Origin of the sequence: Aeromonas sp. SrichE-2G, from assembly GCF_017939565.1 — a bacterium.
GTDB classification, from domain to species: Bacteria; Pseudomonadota; Gammaproteobacteria; order Enterobacterales; family Aeromonadaceae; genus Aeromonas; species Aeromonas taiwanensis.
This window is the reverse complement of record NZ_JAGKRG010000003.1, coordinates 193,480-213,642: the sequence shown is the minus strand read 5'-3', so window position 1 is coordinate 213,642 and position 20,163 is coordinate 193,480. Positions and strand designations below refer to the sequence as shown.

General features: G+C 62.0%; 18 protein-coding genes and 2 tRNA genes. 7 read left to right on the top strand and 13 right to left on the bottom strand.

The features are described 5' to 3' along the window. Window positions 1-47 precede the first annotated feature (47 nt). The 5 genes from J9885_RS02035 to rsmC form a co-directional block, all read right to left on the bottom strand. Window positions 48-133, bottom strand: a tRNA-Leu gene (locus J9885_RS02035). Between the two features lie 55 nt (window positions 134-188). Continuing rightward, window positions 189-274 (bottom strand) — tRNA-Leu (locus tag J9885_RS02030). A gap of 116 nt (window positions 275-390) precedes the next feature. Beyond that, the gene (gene glgA / locus J9885_RS02025; RefSeq protein WP_043762956.1) at window positions 391-1,851 is read right to left on the bottom strand and encodes a glycogen synthase GlgA; all 1,461 of its coding nucleotides are present in this window, start codon (window positions 1,849-1,851) and stop codon (window positions 391-393) included. Then, on the bottom strand, window positions 1,841-3,100 hold the full coding sequence (gene glgC / locus J9885_RS02020) for a glucose-1-phosphate adenylyltransferase (protein WP_081843862.1): 1,260 nt from the start codon (window positions 3,098-3,100) through the stop codon (window positions 1,841-1,843). Before glgC ends, glgA begins: the two co-directional genes overlap by 11 nt. Before the next feature lie 107 nt (window positions 3,101-3,207). Further along, complete coding sequence (gene rsmC, locus J9885_RS02015) at window positions 3,208-4,236, bottom strand: 16S rRNA (guanine(1207)-N(2))-methyltransferase RsmC (protein WP_210547934.1); 1,029 nt, start codon at window positions 4,234-4,236, stop codon at window positions 3,208-3,210. A 278-nt stretch (window positions 4,237-4,514) separates the two neighbouring features. Between rsmC and dapA the strand changes: the two genes are divergently transcribed. The 3 genes from dapA to J9885_RS02000 all read left to right on the top strand — a co-directional run bounded on the left by dapA (window position 4,515) and on the right by J9885_RS02000 (window position 7,854). Beyond that, window positions 4,515-5,387 carry a 4-hydroxy-tetrahydrodipicolinate synthase gene (gene dapA, locus J9885_RS02010; RefSeq protein ID WP_043762966.1) on the top strand — a complete coding sequence of 291 codons (873 nt, stop codon included), beginning with the start codon at window positions 4,515-4,517 and terminating at the stop codon, window positions 5,385-5,387. A 95-nt stretch (window positions 5,388-5,482) separates the two neighbouring features. Beyond that, window positions 5,483-7,129 carry a diguanylate cyclase gene (locus J9885_RS02005; RefSeq protein WP_210547933.1) on the top strand — a complete coding sequence of 549 codons (1,647 nt, stop codon included), beginning with the start codon at window positions 5,483-5,485 and terminating at the stop codon, window positions 7,127-7,129. Between the two features lie 134 nt (window positions 7,130-7,263). Beyond that, window positions 7,264-7,854, top strand: a complete 591-nt coding sequence (locus J9885_RS02000; protein ID WP_210547932.1) for a beta-phosphoglucomutase family hydrolase — start codon at window positions 7,264-7,266, stop codon at window positions 7,852-7,854. Window positions 7,855-7,993: 139 nt separating this feature from the next. Here the strand turns inward: J9885_RS02000 and hfq are convergent, their stop codons facing one another. Next, entirely contained in the window at window positions 7,994-8,353 is a 360-nt protein-coding gene (gene hfq / locus J9885_RS01995) for an RNA chaperone Hfq (RefSeq protein ID WP_010675750.1), read from the bottom strand. Window positions 8,354-8,530: 177 nt separating this feature from the next. Between hfq and J9885_RS01990 the strand changes: the two genes are divergently transcribed. The 3 genes from J9885_RS01990 (at window position 8,531) to J9885_RS01980 (ending at window position 12,111) form a co-directional block, all read left to right on the top strand. Further along, window positions 8,531-9,802, top strand: coding sequence for a paraquat-inducible protein A (locus J9885_RS01990; RefSeq protein WP_210547931.1), 1,272 nt, complete (start codon window positions 8,531-8,533; stop codon window positions 9,800-9,802). Then, entirely contained in the window at window positions 9,795-11,441 is a 1,647-nt protein-coding gene (gene pqiB / locus J9885_RS01985; RefSeq protein ID WP_210547930.1) for an intermembrane transport protein PqiB, read from the top strand. The genes J9885_RS01990 and pqiB overlap by 8 nt, the downstream gene beginning before the upstream one ends. 100 nt (window positions 11,442-11,541) lie before the next feature. Further along, window positions 11,542-12,111, top strand: coding sequence for a PqiC family protein (locus J9885_RS01980; protein WP_210547929.1), 570 nt, complete (start codon window positions 11,542-11,544; stop codon window positions 12,109-12,111). 70 nt (window positions 12,112-12,181) lie between these two features. Here J9885_RS01980 and ompA read toward each other — a convergent pair whose 3' ends face one another. Then, window positions 12,182-13,213 (bottom strand): porin OmpA, encoded by a 1,032-nt coding sequence (ompA, locus tag J9885_RS01975; RefSeq protein ID WP_210547928.1) that lies wholly within the window; start codon window positions 13,211-13,213, stop codon window positions 12,182-12,184. Between the two features lie 283 nt (window positions 13,214-13,496). Continuing rightward, entirely contained in the window at window positions 13,497-14,501 is a 1,005-nt protein-coding gene (locus tag J9885_RS01970; protein ID WP_210547927.1) for an SGNH/GDSL hydrolase family protein, read from the bottom strand. Between the two features lie 235 nt (window positions 14,502-14,736). On the opposite strand from J9885_RS01970, the gene J9885_RS01965 reads away from it, so the two are divergent. Continuing rightward, entirely contained in the window at window positions 14,737-15,117 is a 381-nt protein-coding gene (locus J9885_RS01965; RefSeq protein WP_210547926.1) for a NirD/YgiW/YdeI family stress tolerance protein, read from the top strand. Window positions 15,118-15,170: 53 nt separating this feature from the next. Here the strand turns inward: J9885_RS01965 and mltC are convergent, their stop codons facing one another. From mltC to J9885_RS01940, 5 genes are all read right to left on the bottom strand, one after another. Further along, window positions 15,171-16,274 (bottom strand): membrane-bound lytic murein transglycosylase MltC, encoded by a 1,104-nt coding sequence (gene mltC / locus J9885_RS01960; RefSeq protein ID WP_043762990.1) that lies wholly within the window; start codon window positions 16,272-16,274, stop codon window positions 15,171-15,173. A gap of 85 nt (window positions 16,275-16,359) precedes the next feature. Next, complete coding sequence (locus J9885_RS01955) at window positions 16,360-16,632, bottom strand: oxidative damage protection protein (RefSeq protein ID WP_043762993.1); 273 nt, start codon at window positions 16,630-16,632, stop codon at window positions 16,360-16,362. A gap of 21 nt (window positions 16,633-16,653) precedes the next feature. Beyond that, window positions 16,654-17,715, bottom strand: a complete 1,062-nt coding sequence (mutY, locus tag J9885_RS01950) for an A/G-specific adenine glycosylase (protein WP_210547925.1) — start codon at window positions 17,713-17,715, stop codon at window positions 16,654-16,656. 86 nt (window positions 17,716-17,801) lie between these two features. Further along, entirely contained in the window at window positions 17,802-18,476 is a 675-nt protein-coding gene (exeB, locus tag J9885_RS01945; protein ID WP_210547924.1) for a GspB family T2SS assembly factor variant ExeB, read from the bottom strand. Beyond that, window positions 18,476-20,119, bottom strand: coding sequence for an ExeA family protein (locus J9885_RS01940; protein WP_210547923.1), 1,644 nt, complete (start codon window positions 20,117-20,119; stop codon window positions 18,476-18,478). The genes exeB and J9885_RS01940 overlap by 1 nt, the downstream gene beginning before the upstream one ends. Window positions 20,120-20,163 lie beyond the last annotated feature (44 nt).

Sequence of the window (20,163 nt, the reverse complement as noted above, 5' to 3'; positions counted from 1 at the left end):
GCACATCGGGTTATCAGTCTGGATTTACATGCTGTCTGATAAAAGCATGGTGCGAAGAGAGGGACTCGAACCCTCACACCCGGGGGGCACTAACACCTGAAGCTAGCGCGTCTACCAATTCCGCCACCTTCGCACATCCGGTTATCAGTCTGGATTTATATGCCGTCTGATAAAAGCATATTGCAGTATGGTGCGAAGAGAGGGACTCGAACCCTCACATCCGTGGGACACTAACACCTGAAGCTAGCGCGTCTACCAATTCCGCCACCTTCGCATCACTGCGGTGGGGGATTCTATAGAGTTTTGGGGGGGCGTCAACAGCCAAAAGGGACTTTTTTCGCTGTTGACGGATAAAGCTGCATCAAGGGCACAAAACTTCAGCAATAGGGGTCAGTTCGTGGCCAGTGCATCGCGATACATCTGCTCGTACAGGGGAACGGAGTCCGCCCAGTCGAAGCGGGTGTTCATGGCGTTGTGCTGGATCCTGGCGAAATGCTCGGGCTCTTGCAGGTAGTGGAGCAGGCTGCGCCGCATGGCATCGAGCAGGGTGCTGGCGGTGGGATCGTTGAAGCAGAACCCGGTCGCGTGTTCGGGGTTGGCATCCCAGTCCACCACAGTGTCTTTCAAACCGCCGACGGCCCGCACCAGCGGCAGGGTGCCATAGGCCAGACTGTACATCTGGTTGAGTCCGCACGGCTCGAACAGCGAGGGCATCAGGAAGAAGTCGGCGCCAGCCTCCACCAGGTGGGCCAGGCGGTCGTCATAGGCGTTGATAAAGGCAAACTTGTCTGGATGCTGCTGGGCAATGGCCTGCAACTGGGCGGCGAGAGAGGGATCGCCAGAGCCTACTATCACCACCTGGACCCGGTGTTGCAGGAACTTGTCCAGGGTCGGGATCAGCAGGTGAACCCCCTTCTGTTCGGTCAGCCGGCATACCATGCCGTAGATGGGCAGGTCGTCGACGGGCAGCCCCGTCTCCTGTTGCAAGACGCGCTTGCAAACGTGTTTTCCGGCCAGGTTGTCGGCGTCATAGGTAGCGGGCAGCAAGGGATCGCTTGAGGGATCCCAGTCGTGATAGTCACACCCGTTGAGGATGCCTCTCAGGTCGGCTGCGCGCTGCTGGAAGACGCTGGCCATGCCGTGGGCCCCCAGGTGGGTCAGCAGCTCGCTGGCGTAGTTTGGGCTCACCGCATTGATCTTGTCCGCATAGAGCACCCCGCACTTGAGCAGGTTGATGTGACCGTAGTCGTAGTTGATCCGCCGCTCGTAGTCGCTGATCTCCGGCACGGCCCAGAATTGCTGGCGGTCGAACACTCCCTGAAAGGCGGCGTTGTGGATGCTGATGACCGATCGGGTGCGCTGGAAGAAGGGGTTGTGGGCATGGCGTGTCTTGAGCAACAGCGGCAGTAGGCCGGTATGCCAGTCGTTGCAGTGGACGATGTCGGGAGCAAAACCCAGCTGTTCACAGGCATGGAGGGCCGCTGCAGCCAGGAAGGCAAAACGCTCGCCGTTATCGGGATAGGCCTGATTGTTCTCGGCGTAGAGCTGAGGGCGGTCGAAATACTGCGGGCAATCGATCAGATAGACACAGATTCCGTCCAGATCCAGCTGATGGATACGATAATCGATGTCGCTGCTGTCCTGCGGAGTGGGCAGCCATCGCGAGGCGAGCAGGGTGGCTTCGTCCCGGCGTTTGATGGTCTTGTAGAAGGGTAGAATGATGCGCACATCGTGGCCCTCCCGGGCGAGATGCAGAGGTAGGGCCTTGGCGACATCCGCCAGGCCCCCGGTCTTCACCAGCCCCTCGACCTCCGAGGCCACAAACAGGATTTTCAGTGGGTTAATAGCCAACTCTTGCTCCCTTAGGTACCACGACGATACCGCCTTCGGACACGGTAAACCTCTCTCTGTCATGGTCCAGATTCTCACCGATCACGGTGCCGGGTGCAATTTCAACGTTTTTGTCGATGATAGCGCGCCGAATTGAGCAGCCCTCACCGATTTTCACATCCCCGAGCAGCACGGATTCGCTGATGTGGCTGCAGGGGCCTATATTGCAGCGAAATCCCAGAATGGATCGCTGGATCTGGCTGCCCTGAATGAAACAGCCGCCAGAGATCAGGGAGTTGGCGATCTTGACCTTGCAGTCATCGGTGTCGATGAAGGTGGCGGGGGGCAGAGGCGGATAGTGGGTGTGCAGCGGCCATTTGCGGTTGTAGAGGGAGAAGGGGGCATCGTCTGCCACCAGGTCCATGTGCGCCTGCCAATAGGAGTCGAGCGTCCCCACATCGCGCCAGTAGACGTTGGGCTTCTCCCCCGGGATCACGTTGGTGCTGTAGTCGTAGACATAGACAGGGGCACGGGGGAACAGGCTGGGGATGATGTCCTTGCCGAAATCGTGGCTGGAGTGCTCCTCGGCGGCATCCCGCTTGAGCTCGCGATAGAGAGCCTCGGTCTCGAAGATGTAGTTGCCCATCGATACCAGCGCCTGGGTGGGATCGCCGGGGATGTGTTTCGGGTGCTTCGGCTTCTCCTCGAAGCCGATCATGCGCCCTTCCTGATCCACCTCGATCACCCCGAAGGCGCTCGCTTCCTCGATGGGCATGCGCAGTGCCGCGACGGTCAGGGCGGCGGCCTTCTGCTTGTGGAAGCTCACCATCTGGCTCACGTCCATCTTGTAGATATGATCGGAGCCGAAGATGCAGACGTGCTCGGGATCGGAGATCTCGATGAAGCGCAGGTTCTGGTAGATGGCGTCCGCGGTGCCGTCATACCAGCGCTTGCCCATCCGCATCTGGGCCGGAATGGGGTCGATGAAGCGGTCGGTGATGCCGACGATGTTCCAGCCTTTCTTCATATGCAGGTAGAGAGACTGGGACTTGAACTGGGTCAGCACGTAGATGCGCAGGAAGTCGGCGTTGACGAAGTTGTTGAGGACGAAGTCGATCAGGCGGTAACTGCCGCCGAAGGGGACCGAGGGTTTGCTGCGGGTGGTGGTCAGTGGCTGCAGCCGGGTGCCTTCACCGCCAGCCAGTATCATGGTGAGTATGCCTGCCATCGTCTTTCTCTCCCTGAATTCATGCCTTGAAAAGGTTTTCATGTTGCTGCGAAAAAAACACCCCTAAAGGGGTGGTAAACGTTTTCCTGGTACCTTAACAGATCCCTTCTGGCACTCTCTACTTGTTTTATTACAACCGTTGCACTTATTTAAGCTTTGCTCAGATACACCTTGAATTTGGCATCGCCCGCGATCACCCCGGTCTGTCTGAAATGCGCTTCCAGTATAGGCTGGTATCTCAGGAAGGCGTTGGCGACTATGGTCAGTGCACCGTCGCGGGTCAGATAGTCGGGGGCCTTGGCCAGGAAGGTTTCGGTGGCGGCATAGAAGGTCTTGAGTCCGGCATGGAAGGGGGGATTCGAGACGATGTGTTGGAATCTTTCGTCAATATCGGAGTACACGTCGGAAGCATGGACGCGCCCGGTCAGGCCGTTGACCGCCAGGGTGCGGCGGCTGGACTCCAGCGCCAGGGCGTTGATATCCACCATGCTGATGGCCAGGTCAGGATTGCGCCTGGCCAGGACCGAGCCGATGACGCCAGCGCCGCAGCCAAAGTCGAGCAGCTTGCCCGCCATGGGGGGCAGGCTCGCCAGCAGCATCTGGGTACCGAGATCCAGGCCGTCGGCGCTGAAGACACCTGGCAGGGCCATGACGGTCAGGGCGGTGTCGCCCGCCTGGCACTCGTAGCGGCTGAACCAGTCGTCCAGCTCGAACGGGGCGACCGGCTTGTCGAGCACGCCGTGGAAAAGGGAGCAGCGGCGTGCCGAGTCTCGCTTGACCGGTTTTTCCCCGTAGGGGGCCAGCAGCTTGTCGGCGCCGTTGATGCCGCCCCGGTTTTCGCCAGCCAGGAACAGGTCGGCACCGCTCTCCAGCAGCGGCGTCATCATGGCGAGCAGATACTGCGCCTCGGCCTTGGCCTTGGGCACCAGCAGCAGCAGGGCGTCGAAGCGAGGGGCGCCGCCGATCTGGTGACCAAACTGGATGGCCTCTCCCAGCACGCTATGCTGGCTTCGGTAGTAGCAGTAGTCTGTGGTGAAGACGGTCAGGGAATCGGCCAGTTCGGCCAGTTGACGGGGGTAGTCATCCTCCAGGGCGCCGCAGACCAATAGCCGCTTGCCGACAAAGAGGGCTTGGTTACGTTCCAGCATCTGGCTGACGGCACTGACAGGACGGCTCATTGGGACTCTCCACGCTTTTTTGGGCGGCCATTATACATGGCCGCTTTCGCCTTGACATTTATGCCGTGTTCCCGAAATATGCCAAGACACCTTATTTACCCAGAGATGATGCAATGCGGTCATGCGTATCGAAACGAAAGCATAAACACAGCCTGACATTCGGGCCTGCTGGCGTGCGCGCGTAACCTCTCATCCCTGAGACGATTCAAGCCCCGGTAGCGACCCCCGTACCGGGGCTTTTTATTGGCCAATTCATTTGTTTAGGAGAAGGAAATCCCATGTTTCAAGGTTCGATAGTCGCCCTGATCACCCCATTTCGACAGGGCCAGCTGGACGAGGCCGCACTGACTCGCCTGGTGGAGTGGCACATAGAGCAGGGGACCCATGGCATAGTGCCGGTCGGCACGACGGGGGAGAGCCCGACCCTGACCCACGACGAGCATTGCCGCGTGGTCGAGCTGGTGGTCAAGCAGGTGGCGGGGCGCATTCCCGTCATCGCCGGTGCCGGGTCCAACAACCCGGTCGAAGCCATTGAATATACCCGTTACGCCGAACAGGCGGGCGCGGATGCGACCCTGCATGTGGCGGGGTACTACAACCGTCCCAACCAGGAGGGGCTCTATCACCACTTCAAGGCGGTGCATGACGCCACCACCAAGCCCATCATCGTCTACAACATTCCGCCCCGTGCCATCGTCGACGTGCAACCGGCAACCCTGGCCCGTCTGGCCGAGCTGCCGCGCATCGCCGGCGTGAAGGACGCCACCGGCGATCTGGCCCGCCCCTGGGTGGAGCGTCAGCTCATCAAGAAGCCCTTTGCCTGGCTCTCCGGTGAAGATGCCACCGCCGTGGCCTACAACATCGGCGGTGGTCAGGGTTGTATCTCGGTCACTGCCAACGTGGCCCCCAAGCTGGTGGCCGAAGTCCAGAACCTGGCCCTGGCCGGCGAGTGGCAGGCCGCCCGCGAATTGCAGGACAAGCTCATTCCGCTGCACCAGGCCATGTTTGCCGAGCCGAGCCCGGCGGGTGCCAAGTATGCGGTCTCCCTGCTGGGGCTGTGTAGCGAGGAGTGCCGCCTGCCGGTGATGCCGCTGTCGGATGCCACCCGCGAGCGGATCCGCAGCGCCATGCAGGCCTTGAATCTGCTGTAAAAACTGAGCTCTGGATCTCGCTTTTGATTGTCCGGTCAATTAATGGCCGGGCTTTGCCGATATACTCGCTTGGATACAACCAAGGATGATTTGGCATGAAAGAATGGGATCCGGAGCACTTCACCAGTTTTGAACATCTCTGTGAAGTGACGCTGTCTGCGGTCAGAGAAAAGACCGAGGCCGAACAGATCTATCTGTGGCTGCGGGCTCCGACGGCCCAGCTCTATCACTATCGCCCGGAACAGGGGTTGCTCTGCCTGAGCGCCGACAACCTGGCCTCCCTCGAACTGCCCATCCTCTTTATCGAACAGTCCCTCGAACTCGGCCAGCTGCTGGTGGAGCCGCTCGCGCCGACTCATGCCATCTGGGATAGCGTGGAGCCGGAGTTCCCGCGCCTGCGGGCCTGTTTCCCCCTCAAACGCCACAAGGGATTGGAGGCCGTGGTCTATCTGGAGACCCGGCGCCGTCTCGATCGCCTGCCTCGGCGCCAGCAGCAGAGCATCCAGTTGCTGATGCACTATCTTGCCGCCGAGCTGGAGAGCCGGCGACTCGCGGGGCAGGTCGATCAGGAGCGGGATCAGCGGCTCCACACCCAGGCCGACCTCGTGCGCAGCCAGGCCCTGCAGGACTCTTTCCTCAGCATGCTGCAGGCGCTGCATCAGGTGGGGGTCAAGCTCTCTCGCTGCGAGAGCGAGGATCGTCTGCTGCACGATGCAGTGGCACTGGCTCGCCAGGAGTTGCAGTTTGACCGCATCGCCATCTTCCTGACGGACAGCGAATTCAAGACCATGCACGGCACCTGGGGCACCAACGAGGCGGGTGAGCTCATCGACGAGCGCCATTTCATCAGCCCCATTCCGGATCACCCCACGGTGCAGGAGGCGCTGCGACGCAAAGACTATGTCCTGGTGCTGGAGGACACGCCTCTCTATTACGAGAAACAGGAGGTGGGTCGCGGCTGGAACGCCATGGTGTCGCTCTGGGACGGGAGTACCCCCATCGGCTGGATCGCCGCCGACAACCTGCTCTGGCGGCGTCCCCTCAAAACGTACCAGAGCGAGATCTTCAAGCAGTATGCCGCCGTGCTTTCACAGCTGCTGATCCGCCAGCGTACCCAGGCCAAGCTGGAGCGCTTCAACCGGGATCTGGAGTTGCGGGTGCAGGAGCGGACCCGGCAGCTGGCCGACACGAACCGGGCGCTGGAAGAGGCCAACCGGCGCCTCTCCCTGTTGTCTCTGGAAGATCCCCTGACCGGGATCGCCAACCGCCGCCAGTGGGACATTACCATGGAGCGGGAGTGGGAGCGGGCACGTCGCCACCAGGGGGTCTTGGCGGTGCTGATGATCGACGTGGACGAGTTCAAGTCGTACAACGATCACTTCGGCCACAGCAAGGGGGACCAGTGCCTGCAACGGGTTGCTGCTCTGCTGCAGGAGACGGAGCGGCGGCGCACCAACCTGGTGGCCCGCTATGGCGGGGAGGAGTTCGTGATCCTGCTGTGTACCCCGCAACCGGGGGAGGCGGAGCGGCTGGCGGAGCAAATCCATCGGGGCTTGTCTGCGCTGCAGATCCCGCACCCCGCCTCCAGGGTGGCACCTCAGCTCACGGTCAGCATCGGCTTCAGCTATCTGGTCCCGTCATCGGACAAGGGGTGGCAGACCCTCACCGAGCAGGCGGATCAGGCGCTCTATCATGCCAAGTCCCAGGGGCGGGCCCGTACCCTTGCCTATCTGTCGGGCTGACCCGATGTCGAAGGCCCTCCCTCTGGGGGACGAGATTAATGCGGTAGCAAGCGTTTATCGCCATCTGGCACATGGCGATGCCCCCCGGCTCTGGCTAGAATGAAGGCCCATTTTCGACAGACAGATCCTGCACCATGACCCTATCCGGATTTCAAGGCCTGGTTTTCGACCTCGACGGTACCCTGGTGGATTCCATGCCGTTGCACCTGGCCGCCTGGGAGCACACCGCCCGCGAGTTTGGTTTTCAGTTCGATGCCGACTGGTTCTATGAACTGGGGGGCATGCCCAGCCGCAAGATAGCCCTGCTGGTGGCCGAGGTGCAGCAAGTGGCGCTGGATCCGCTGGTGGTGACCCGCTGCAAGACGGAGCACTACGTGGCCAACCTGCACAAGGCGACCCCTTTCCCGGCCATGCTGGATCTGGTCGAGCGCTATCACGGTCGCATTCCCATGGGGATCGGGACCGGCTCCCCCCGCATCAATGCCGAGGCAGTGCTGCGCAATACCGGGCTCGATCGCTATTTCCCCGTGGTGGTCACCGCCGACGACGTGGATCTGCACAAACCCCACCCGGATACTTTCCTGCTGGTTGCACGCCGCCTGGGTGTGGGGCCGGGTCAATGTCTGGTGTTCGAGGATACGGGCATAGGTGCGCAGGCCGGTGAGGCCGCAGGCATGCAGGTCTGCATGGTCAGAGAGGGATTGCCGGTCGGGCTGACCTACTGATCATGGCGTGACGGCCATGAGCGCCGAAGCGGAGGAGAAGACCCACTCTCATACGGGACAGGCAAAACATGAGAGTGGGGATCTTGGGGAGGTCACTGGCTGACGCAGCGACACGCCCGGTGGGGGAGTAAGACGAGCATTACTGCTCGCTGCTGCCACCCTGATTGTCGTCATAGCGGCTCGGTGCACCGTGGGGGCGCGGCGCCATGGAGACGCGCGGTTTGCGGGCGCGCTGGATGCTGACCGCAGGGCGGCCGGAGTGCATGGCGATGGTGGAAATCTTGGCCTTGTAGACCAGTTGCTGGTTGCCGTGTGCATCTGTCAGCAGCACGCTGTACTGATCGAAGCCGCTGATGGTCCCCTCCAGCTTGATGCCGCTTACCAGGAAGATGGCGACCTGGCTGCGGTTCTTGCGCAACCAGTTGAGGGCGGAATCTTGCCCGTTCCCGAGGGAGAAGGCCTGCTCAATGGTGGAGTAGCTTGGGGATTCGGTTGTCATAAATTATTGTCCCGCGGAAAAAAAGTGGCGTTTGATTGTGCTAAATGGTCACTCCCTTGTCAAAGTCATTCTCACCCCCGCCGCGGATGGTAAAACGACAGGGCTGGTGGGCGTGGGCAACAGCTGCAATAATTGGCGGTTCTGGCCCCGTGGCGGGCCTCACGCTGGGGTCTCAATTTGCATCCGGTTTCACACCAACATCCAACCACCTATACCCATGACGCAACGGCGTGCGAAGAGTGTGATCTGCTGGTGCCGGCCACGACGTTGGCCGTGGGAGAGTCGAGCGGCTGCCCACGCTGCGGCCATACCCTGAGCCGCCATCTGCCGGAGCAGGAGCGCAGGCCGCTGGCCTACGGCTTTGCCGCCCTTATCATGTTCGTGCTCTCCAACGCCTTCACCTTCATGTCGTTCTCGGCCAAGGGGGTGGGGCAGGAGATGACCTTCCTGCAGTGCATCACCACCCTGGTGGATCAGGGCTACCTGTTCCTGGGAGTGGTGCTGAGCCTGACCCTGATCGGCCTGCCGCTGGTCTACATCGGTTCCATCATGCTGGTGCTGTGGCGCCTCGACAAGGATCTGCACAGCCATGCCCTGAGATCCCTCGGCCGCCTGCTGTGCCGGATCAAGCCCTGGCTGATGGTCGATGTCTTCCTCATCGGGGTGCTCATCTCTTTGGTCAAGCTGATGGGCATGGCCGACATCAAGATGGGGCTGTCGTTCTGGGCCTTCGTCGGCTATACCCTGTTGCTCATCAAGATGATCTCGTCCCTGGACAGGATGTGGCTGTGGCAGCGGCTGTTCGGACCGACCGCCGTCCGAGAGGTGGATCCCGAGGCCAGCGCCCTGGCGTCCGGGCTGGTGGGGTGCCACATCTGCGGCGCCCTGAATGAGGGGGATGCCCATACCTGCGTGCGTTGCGGCGATCACCTGCACCAGCGCAAACCGGGTGGCCTGAACCGCACCTGGGCTCTGCTCGTCACCTCGATCATCCTCTATATTCCCGCCAACCTTTACCCCATCATGGATACCGTCTTTCTGGGGGATGACAGTCCCTCGACCATCATGGGGGGGGTGGTACTGCTGTGGGCCATGGGGTCCTACCCCATCGCCGCCGTCATCTTCTTCGCCAGCGTGGTGGTGCCCCTGGTGAAGATCCTGGCGCTGTTGTGGCTCTGCTTTGCGGTGCAAAGTGGCCAGTCGGCCTCGCCGCTGCGCAAGCTCAAGCTCTATCGCATGACCGAATTTGTGGGGCGCTGGTCGATGATCGACGTCTTCGTGGTGGCCATCCTGGCCGGCCTCATCCGCTTGGACAATCTGATGAGCATCTACCCCGGCCCCGCGGCCATTGCCTTTGCCGGGGTCGTGCTGATCACCATGGTGGCCGCCATGAGTTTCGATTCCCGCCTGATCTGGGATTTACAACAAGGAGAACGCGAACGTGAGTGAGCGTAAGACAAGGTGGAAACCGGGCTCTGATTTCATGAGTTCGGCTGCCGCTATCTGGATGGTGCCGCTGCTGGCGCTGTTCATCGGCGCCTGGATGCTGTTCCAGCACTGGTATTCACAAGGCCCCGGCTTCACCCTGACGGTCGCTACCGCCGAAGGCATAGTGGCAGGCAAGACGGTGATCCGCTCCCGGGAGGTCGATGTCGGCCGTATCGAGGCGGTCGAGCTGAGCGATGACTACAGCCATGCCGTGCTGCGTGGCCGTCTCACCAATGCCGCCTCCGGCATGCTCAAGGGAGACAGCCAGTTCTGGGTCGTCAAGCCCAGGGTCGGGCGGGAGGGAGTCTCCGGCCTCGGTACCCTGCTCTCAGGTGCCTACATCGAACTCATGCCCGGCAAGAAGGGCAAGGCGCGTGACGAGTACGCCATGCTCGACAAGCCGCCGCTCGCTTCACAGAACGCCAAGGGGTTGCGGCTGTTCCTCTCGAGCCACGACACGCGGGCGCTGGGGGAAGGCTCCCCCATCAACTACCAGGGCTTCACCATAGGCCAGGTGGAGGAAGCCACCTTCCTGCCCGAAAAGAGCGAGATGCAGTACCAGATCTTCATCAACGCCCCCTATGACATCCTGGTGAGCAGCAACTCACGCTTCTGGCTGACCCCGGGCTTCGAGCTGTCCGTCAACAGCGAGGGGATGAAGGTCAAAATGGACTCGCTCGAGAGTTTGATAGACGGCGGCATCACCATGGGGCTGCCGCCTGGCTGGTCCCCTGGCGAGCAGGTCAAGCAGCGCGACGAGTTCACCCTGTTCCAGGATGAGGCGAGCGTACTGGCCGGTAGCCTGGATCAGTTCATCGACTATGTCTTCCTGTTCGATGACAACGTGGCCGGCCTGCATCCGGGGGCGGCAGTGCAGTACCGTGGCATCCGTGTCGGTACCGTCATCTCGGCTCCCTATCTCATCGAAGAGAAGGGAGTGCGCCTGTTCCAGGATCGCCAGATCCCGGTCCTGGCCCGCATCGAAGTGCAGCGCCTCTCCCACCGCTATGCCAAGGCGGAGAAGGAGCAGTGGCGGGCCCTGTTCAGCAAGCAGTTCAAGGAGGGGCTCAGAGCCAGTCTCAAGACTTCCAGCCTGCTGACCGGTGGCAAGCTCATCGATCTCAACTTCTACCCGGATGCGCCCCGCTTCGAGCAGGCCAAACTGTCCGGTTATCAGGTATTCCCGACCGTGCAGGCGGGGCTGGATCAGATCGAACGCAAGGTGAACCTCATCCTCGACAAGTTTGTCGACATGGACATGGCGACCACCCTGGGCAAGGTCAACACCTCCCTTTCCACTCTGGATGGGACTCTGAAGAACATCAGCGCGGTCAGCGCCAATCTGGACAAGTTGACCAGCAAGGAGGCGACCCAGCAGCTGCCGGCTTCCCTCAACCAGAGTCTCAAGCAGTTGCAGGAGACGCTGCAGGCCTATGATGCCAGCTCCCAGACCAATCAGGAGTTGCGCCAGTCGGTGCAGTCCCTCAACCAGCTGATGAGCGAGTTGCAGCCCCTGGTGCATTCGTTGAACGAACAGCCGAGTTCGCTGATCTTCGATCGCTCCCGCCCCCGGGATCCTGAGCCAAAGCGAGGAAAATGATGATGTCCCTGACGTTGCCAACCCTTGATCGAGAGGCCGAGCTCACAGGTCTTCGATCGCATCCATTTTCCCGGGATCTTGAGCCAAAGCGAGGAACACAATGAAAAAACGGATGGTGACCCTGGCCTTGCTGGGCCTGCTGGCGGGTTGCAGCGCCGCCCCTGAGACGCTGCACTACTACTCCCTTGATGCACAGAGCCTGCATCCCCAGGGCGTCATGGCGCAGCCTCAGCACCAGCTGGTGTTGAGGCCCGTTGTGCTCTCCGGCCAGCTGGACCGGATGAGCCTGGTGTATCAGCTGGAAGGCAATGAGTTGCACTTTGCCGAGTACCATCGCTGGGCGGGCTCACTCGATGCCCAGCTGAACCAGCTGACCCTCAATGGTCTCTCCAGCAGACTGCCGGGCTGGGTGGTGCGCCAGGACGGTGCCCGCAAGGGGCCCGTCCTGAGCATCACTGTCGAGCGCTTCCAGGGGCGCCAAGATGGCCGGGCCCTGTTGAGCGGTCGCTGGCGTCTGCTGACGGAGGAGGGGGTCGTATTGCGGGATGTGCCCTTCCAGCAGGAGCGTGTCCTGCCGGCGGATGGCTACGGTACCCTGGTGGACGAGCTGGGCCAGGGCTGGCAGCTGTTGCTGGATCAGATCGCGGCGGACGTGCGCACGCGAGGTTGAGTGGCAGGAACAATAAAAAACGGGAGGCATTGGCCTCCCGTTTTTTTATGAGGTTTACGGTGCCAGCAACTTATTGCTGCACTTCCGACACACCCTGTACCCTGACCTCGACTCGGCGATCCGGGGCCAGGCAGACGATCAGCTCACGCTTGGACTTGCTGGTGCAGCTGTCGCCCGTGGCGGGGGAGTTTTCACCCTGTCCTTCCACATTGACCTTGCCAGCAGGCAGCCCCTTGCCGATCAGATAGTCTGCAACAGTCTGGGCACGTTGCTCGGACAGCTTCTGGTTATAGGCTTCGGAGCCGAGGCGGTCGGTATAGCCGATGACAGTGGCAGAGCCATCCTTGGGTCTGGCCTCTTCGATCTGGCTGTAGAGGGTATCCAGAGCCTGCCCGGCTTCCGGCTTGAGGGTGGCCTTGTTGAAGTCAAACAGCACATCCGAACTCAGGGTGAACTGTTTGTCGACCATCACGGGTTCGGGGGCCGGGGCTGGTGCGGGGGCCGCTACGACGGGCGCGACCTGGCCGAAGCGATAGACGGCGGCCAGGGAGAGCAGGCCGTTGTCCATGCGCAGGCCGGTGTCATCCCTGCTGCCATAAGGGGTGCTGTATTGGTACTCGAGGCGGGCTGCCCAGTCCAGATTGAAGGCGTACTCGGCGCCCAGCGCACCGACGAAGACAGCGCGGTCGTCGCTGCCCATGTTGTCGCTGTCTGTCCAGCCGTAGCCGCCACCGAGGCGACCATAGAGGTCCAGGTTGTCCGCGACCGGGAAGCCGAGTTTCAGGGTCAGCTGTGCGAGTTGGGCCTCGACGGAATCATTGAAGGCGCCCCCGTTGTGGGTGCCGCTGTACTTGAGCTTGCCCAGATAGTCGTAGCCGAGCTCGATCCCCAGATTCTGGTTGATCTGGTAGCCGGCGAAGGCACCGGCACCGAATTCATCGTCGTCTTTGTCATCGATGGTGATGGAGTTGCTTTCATCGACACCGTAGAAGTTGGACCAACCCAGTTTGGCACCGCCATACCAGGTGTTGTCTTGTCCGGCTGCCTGGGCGTTGGCCGCAAGCAGGCCTGAAACCAGCAAGGTAATCAGTGTTTTGTTCATAGATGCCTCTGCAATTTTGTTTGTAGGGAGCGCGAATCCGGGTCGCCTCGCCTCATGGGTTGGGCCTTGTGTTCGGCCACAACATGTTTAAACGTAGCTCGTTTTTCTGCATCCACAAGCAACTGATATAAAACATATTGTGGTATCCATTTGCATCATGGTGGAATCGGGGGCATGGCTGGGGGAGCGTGGCACAAATCTGTGATGGGGGTCATATGAATGTTGTTATCTGCTCCGGGTGGAAAGGCCGACGTTGGGTCGGCCTGTCGCACCGGGCTGTGCCTCACCGGGGGAGGAATTCGTACTCCTTTTCGATGAAGGCGCCGGCCCGCTCGCTCAGGGCGGCGTGCACGACCGAGGTCGGATGGACTTGATCCCAGAACATCTTGCCTTCGCAATCGAGGGTTGCGGCGCTGCGGCGGGCCAGCGGCGTGGCGACGGCCTGGGCCAGCAAGGGGTTGCCGGCGATAGCGAGGCGCTCCTGCGGATTGAAGGGGGCGAGCTGACTGTCGGTGGTGCTGCGGGAAGAGAATGGCTTCCACACGTAGCCGCCGCCGTAACAGGCGTTTTCTGTGTCGCTCAGGCCGAAATTTTGCGGCTCGCGCAGCATCTCGGCAAACTGCTTGTCGATCTCGAACAGCTTCACCATGCCGGTGGGCGCGAGCTGGCGAGCCAGGTTCAGCAGCAGCTGGTTGTGGTAGGCGGAGACATGGCTGGCTGCCTCCACCACCTGCTGGCTGCGGGCCGAGGGGTTCTGGCCGAGATCAGGCAGGTTGAACAGCAGGATTTGCTTGGCCCCGTGCATCACCATGCGGTTCGCCGCGTCACTGATGGCATCGCGCACTCGCCTGGCATCCAGTTCGGTGTTCCAGCCATAGGCCAGATAGTCATTGGCCCCAACCCAGAGGATCACGAGATCATCCGGTTTGAAGCTGCCCTTCTCCAGAAACTGGGTTACTTCGTAATCCAGGTTGTTGATGACCTGATACTTGGGATTCCAGGAGATCTTGTTGTAGGCCACGGCGGTGGCTCCCCCCTCCGCCTCGTTGGCGATGATCAGCCCCGGAAACTGCTGGGCCAGTTGCTCCAGCCAGACCGGGCCGTTGGAGAAACGCCCCTGGTAGTAGGGGGGGCTGGAGGGGAGATAACCCCGCATCTTGCCGTACATCTTGCCGGTGTCGGAGAGGCTGTCGCCAAACATCACGATGCGGGAGAAGGGGGGGCGCGTCTCGGTGGCCTGGGCCGTCAGCGCGACGAGCCCCAATAAACACAGAAGCCATTTTTTCATCTGGGTGTTCTCATGGGTTGAAGGCAGGCGAGGCCTGCGGGCGGTTCCTCGATGGCAGCGGGCTGGGAACCCGCTTGACCAGGCAGGAAGGTATCCACCCGGATACATGTTTGCAGCCGTTCCGGACCATTAAAGCGATTGCGGTCACATCAGCCCCCCTGGATGGGGAGGCTTCACGTTTGTTTCACGCACAGCCGGGCAAGATGCCTGCATTCCCCAATGACAGGAGCATGAAATGAACAAAGCAAAGGCAATCGCCCTGGTGGCACTGATGTCCGTCTCTTCCTTCACCATGGCGGCCTACACAGGCCCCAAGGAGCAGAACAAGGTGTCTGTCGCCCAGTTGAAAGACGTGGCCGATGACCAGTGGGTGACCCTGGAAGGCAAGCTGGTCAAGCATCTCGGCGGTGAAAACTATCTCTTCCGCGATGGCAGCGGAGAGGTGGAAGTGGAAGTTGACGAGGATGTGTGGCGCGGCACCGAAGTGGGTCCGGACGATCTGATCCGCGTGCGTGGCGAGGTGGATCACAGCTGGAACAAGACAGAAGTCGAGGTGGAGCACCTGGAGAAGGTGGGAGAGGCACCCCGGAGCAAGGGCGGCTTTATCGCCAAGTGAGAGAGTCAGCAGAAAGAGGGGCGCTATCAGCGCCCCTCTTTCTTTGGAGGCCGTCAGCCGGCCCGGCTGGCGACGGTACGCTTGAACCCCTTCTCGGCCTGATTGACCTTGTAGAGGTAGCGGCGCGCCTCCGCCTTGGGGTGCTGCTCGGTCAGCACCTGATAGACCGCCTCGGGGGAGAGGCGGTTGATCATGTCGGGGGCCACCTTGCGGTTGCTGGAGAAGGTGTTGAGCACCCCGCCGGCGCCACCGTTGTAGGCGGAGATGACCGCATAGCGACGGGACTGGGGATCCTGGATATCCGCCAGATAGACGGTCTGCAGCAGGTGCAGATAGGCGGTCCCCACGTCGATGTTGTAGGCCGGGTTGAACAGATCCTCGCGGGTGGGCTGGCCATTCTTGCCCTTGACCCGCACATAGACATCCCGCCCGGCGGTGGCCGGGATCACCTGCATCAGGCCATAGGCGTTGGCATGGCTGACCGCATAGGGGTTGAAGCTGCTCTCCGTCTTGATCACCGCATAGATCAGGCTCTCGGCGACCCCGTACTTGCGGGAGGCGTCGCGGATGATGCTGGCGTACTTGTAGCCCCGCCTGTCCTCGTGGTTTGCCACCATGGGGATGTCGATGAAGAAGATGTTGCGGATCCCCAGGGTGCGCTTCTTCATCGCCGTGTCGAGCAGATAGTCGGCATAGCGCTCCGCGCGCCAGCCGGAACGGATGGGTTGCCCCTGGTTGTCCAGCACCTGGCCATAGAGGAAGGGTTCGCCACCTGTCATGATCTCCCTGTCCGAATAGAGATCCACTTCCGCCGGATCGTCCGGGGTCAGCAGGGTTTCGATGATGGCGCGGCGCAGGTGGGCACGGGGCTCGATGCCGGAGACCGTCTCCACCATGATGTGGCCACTGGAGAAGTCGATGTGGGCACGGCTCTTGTACTGATCCGTGTATTTGACGTAGTCAAACTTGCCTGCGAACAGCGCCTCGCGCCCCCAGATCTCGTTCACGTTGTGGGAGAGTGCACTGATCATGTGCTCGAAGCCGCGCACGTCCTTGCCGTTGACCAGGTCATCATCGTCGCTCCCGCTGGGCTGGGGAGAGGATGAGCAGGCAGAGAGAAACAGCAAGGCGCACAGCAGCCAGAAAAGTCGGCCCATAGGGATCCTCAAACCGGGCGGCCGGGCCACCCGTCACTGATTGGCTTTAACCAGGAGAGGTGCCATCGTCTGGCACCCTCTCCATTCACTGGCTGGGAGGGGTATAACCGTCGATCTGGACTTCACCCGCATCAAACAGATAGCTGATCATCTCTTTTTCCAGCAACTGGCGGTGCTCGAGGTTCATCATGTTCAGCTTCTTCTCGTTGATCAGCATCACCTGCTTCTTTTGCCAATCGGCCCAGGCTTCCTTGCTGATGTTGTCGAAGATCCGCTTGCCGAGTTCACCGGGGTAGAGTTGGAAATCGAGACCCGGCGCCTCTTTCTTCAGACGCTGGCAAAATACGGTACGGCTCATGTTGACCTCTGTGGTTGCAAGTCAGGGTTGTAAGTCCGGATAGGCGAGCAGGCGGGCTGTCGCGGCCGCCAACCCCACCTCGGCAGGATGGCGTAAGTTATACCAGAGTCGGGTATCCGCTTCCATGAGCATGGGGGGCGGCGGCGCAGCCATTTCGATCAGCAAGGGACGAATGTCGAGGTGGAAGTGACTGAAAGTGTGGCGGAATCCAGCGAGTTCCCGATACTCGGAGCCATCCAGCCCCAGATCTTGCAGGCGGCCTGCCACCTCGGCGAGGGACTCCACCTGCGGGAAGCAGTAGAGCCCGCCCCAGATCCCCTGCGGCGGGCGTTTCTCCAACAGCAGTTGCTCCCCCTGGCGGATGATGAGCATGATGCCGCTGCGGGCCGGGATGCTCTTCTTCGGTTTGCCGTGGGGGTAGTCGGTGGGCTTGCCCTGCGACAGCCCCTGGCAATCGTCCCGCACCGGGCAGCGCTCGCAGGCGGGCTTGCTGCGGGTGCAGACGGTGGCCCCCATGTCCATCATGGCCTGGTTGTACTGGGCGACGCCGACTCTCGGGGTGAGGCGGGTTGCCAGCTCCCAGAGATCGTTCTCCACCTGTTTCTGGCCGGGCCAGCCGGGTAGCGCCAGCCAGCGGGTGAGTACCCGCTTCACGTTGCCATCCAGGATGGCGTGGGGCTGGCCCAGGGAGAGGGAGAGCACGGCGCCGGCGGTGGAGCGGCCGATGCCGGGCAGGGCCATCACCTCCTCCAGCCGTTCCGGGAAGAGGCCGCCGTGCAGATCGCGCACCTGCTGGGCAGCCTTGTGCAGGTTGCGGGCACGGGCGTAGTAGCCGAGCCCGGTCCAGTGGTGAAGCACCTCGTCGATGGGGGCATTCGCCAGTGCCAGCACGTCGGGGAAGCGGGCCATGAACCGCTCGTAGTAGGGGATGACGGTGGCGACCTGGGTCTGTTGCAGCATGATCTCGGAGATCCAGACCCGGTAGGGGGTCTTGTCCTGCTGCCAGGGCAGGGTCTTGCGCCCGTGGATCTGGTACCAGTCCAGGATGCGGGTGGCGAAGGTGGTGTCGTTCGAATTGCTCACGTTGCACTCATGTTATTGATTAAAAAGGGGAGCTCTTAGGCTCCCTCTGAATGGATGGCGGTCTGGCCGGCCCCTCGGCCCAGGGGTCAGCCGCGCCAGTCCTGCAGCGCCTTGAGGCTGGCATGCTGGCCGCCGACCTGCAGGATGATGTAGTCCTGAGCGATGGCCGCCAGCAGCACGCCCGGGGCTATCTCGCTTCCCTCGTGCCACTCCCGCCCGTTGAGCACCACGGCCCGCTTGGCCGGATCGGAGGAGTAGTTGTGGGCACCGTAGGCCAGCGGGGGAATCTGCTGCTTCAGGGCGGGGGTCAGGGCGCTGAGGGGCATGGCGCTAACCTGGGTTTGCGGCGCCGTCTCTTCCACCAGCGGGGTGTTGTTGAGGGCGGCCATGAGGCGCTCGGCCAGGCTCTCGCCCTGGCTGGCGGTGGCCGTGGCCGGCGCGGCAGCGGGCCTGGGGGCGGCCACGGGTTCGGGCAGGGGCGGTGGCAGCGGACGGGTGATCATCGGCCTGGGCTCGACCCGCACGAAGGGTGGCGTCACCACCTCCTTGATCTCGACCTGCTGCTCGATGGGTTTGAGGTGATAGAGGTGCCAGCCATAGTTGGCGGCGGCACCCATCGCCAGCGCCAGGGGGGCCAGGGCCCACCAGATCCAGCTGCGGTTGGCTTCTTCCTCCTGGGTCACGGGCAGGCCCATGAGTGGCGTGTGGGCGGTGTACTGGGGTTGATCGGCCCGGCGCAGGGCCTTGAGCAAGGTGGACATCAGGAGGCCTCCTCTACCTGGGGATCCATGGCGTCATCCGCCACGGTGTCGAGATCGACCGGGGTGCTGGCACGCAGGGATTCATCCTCCAGCCTGGGCATGGGTTCACCCGACAGCGCGTTCAGGCGCAGCAGGGTGTTGCTGCCGGCAATGCCGTCCGGGGTCAGCCCCTGATCACGCTGGAACTGCAGCAGCTTGTTTCTGAGGGTTGCGTCGAAGCGGCTCACCTTGCGATCCGGTTGCTGCATCGCGCGGTTGAGCGCGTTGTCCAGCCACTGCACCTGGGTGGCGCCGGCGTTGTTGCCGATCAGGGTCACGTTGCCCTTGGGCATGCGCCAGAGCAGGGTATAGCTGCCGCCCCAGGCATCGGAGAGCCATTGTCTGTCCACCTGCCAGCTCTGGTTGCCGATGAGCAGGCTGGCCTTGTCCGCCCCCAGGCTCACCAGGGTGGCGTAATAGATGCCGCCGGTCTCGTCGGTGAGGCTGATGAGGGCCGGGTACTGCAGGGCCTGCAACTGGGCCAGGGTCGCTTCTCCTTCCTGACAGCGCAGCCCTGCACGGGGGGCATTGTCACAGGACGCCTCTTCCAGTTCGGTCTGGTAGCCCCACACCTTGTAGAGATTCTGCATGGCGACGTCCGGCTCCAGCGCCTGATTGATGGCGCGGGTCAGCTGTTCCTGCTGCTCCAGGGTGTCGTCTATCTTCACCGGCACTTCCACCTTGATCAGGGGGCGCTCCGGGAAGATGCCAAAGAATTGCCAGCCCCACCAACCGGCGGCCACCAGCAGGGCTCCGCCCAGGGTGACGGCAAGGCCGGACTGCCAGCTTCCTTCGTCACGAATGCCGCTTACCTCATACGCGGACTGGCTGATGTCGCCGTGCACTATCTTGTGACTGCCGCGGGCGAAGGCGGCGATCAGGGCGCGATCGCAGATGAGGTTGATGAGGCGCGGGATGCCGCCGGAGAGACGGTGCAGGGTCTGGATGGCCCTCGGGGTGAAGAGGGGCTGGATGCAACCTGCCACCTGCAGCCGGAAGCGCACGTAGGCATCCACGTCCTGGCGGGAGAGCGGCAGCAGGTGGTAGCGGGCCGTGATGCGCTGGGCCAGCTGGCGCAGCAGGGGCTGGCGCAGCATCTGTTGCAGCTCGGGCTGGCCGATGAGCACCACCTGCAGCAGCTTCTTGTCGTCGGTTTCCAGGTTGGTGAGCAGGCGCAACTGCTCCAGCACGCCGGGCAGCAGGTGCTGTGCTTCATCCACCAGGACCACGCTGCGTTTGCCCGCCGCCAGGTTGGCCAGCAGGTGATCGCGAATGAGGTCGAACAGCTGCTTGAGGCTGGCCTCGTCGGCGTAGGGCAGCTGGTACTCGTCGCAGATGGCGGCCAGCAGATCCCGCTCGGTCAGGGAAGGATTGAGGATGTAGGCGATCTCGGTCTCGGGGGGCAGCTGCTGGAGCAGGCAGCGGGAGACGGTGGTTTTGCCCGTACCCACTTCCCCGGTCAGCAGCACGAAGCCGCCACCGTCCTGCAACCCGTAGCTGAGGTGGGCGAGGGCCTCCCCGTGACGCTCGCTCATGTAGAGGTATTTGGGGTTGGGCGAGATGGAGAACGGGGGCTCCGACAGACCGAAGAACTGTGTGTACATAAGGATCCATTCCATTGTTATGGGCGGGAGGTTAAAGCCTCCCC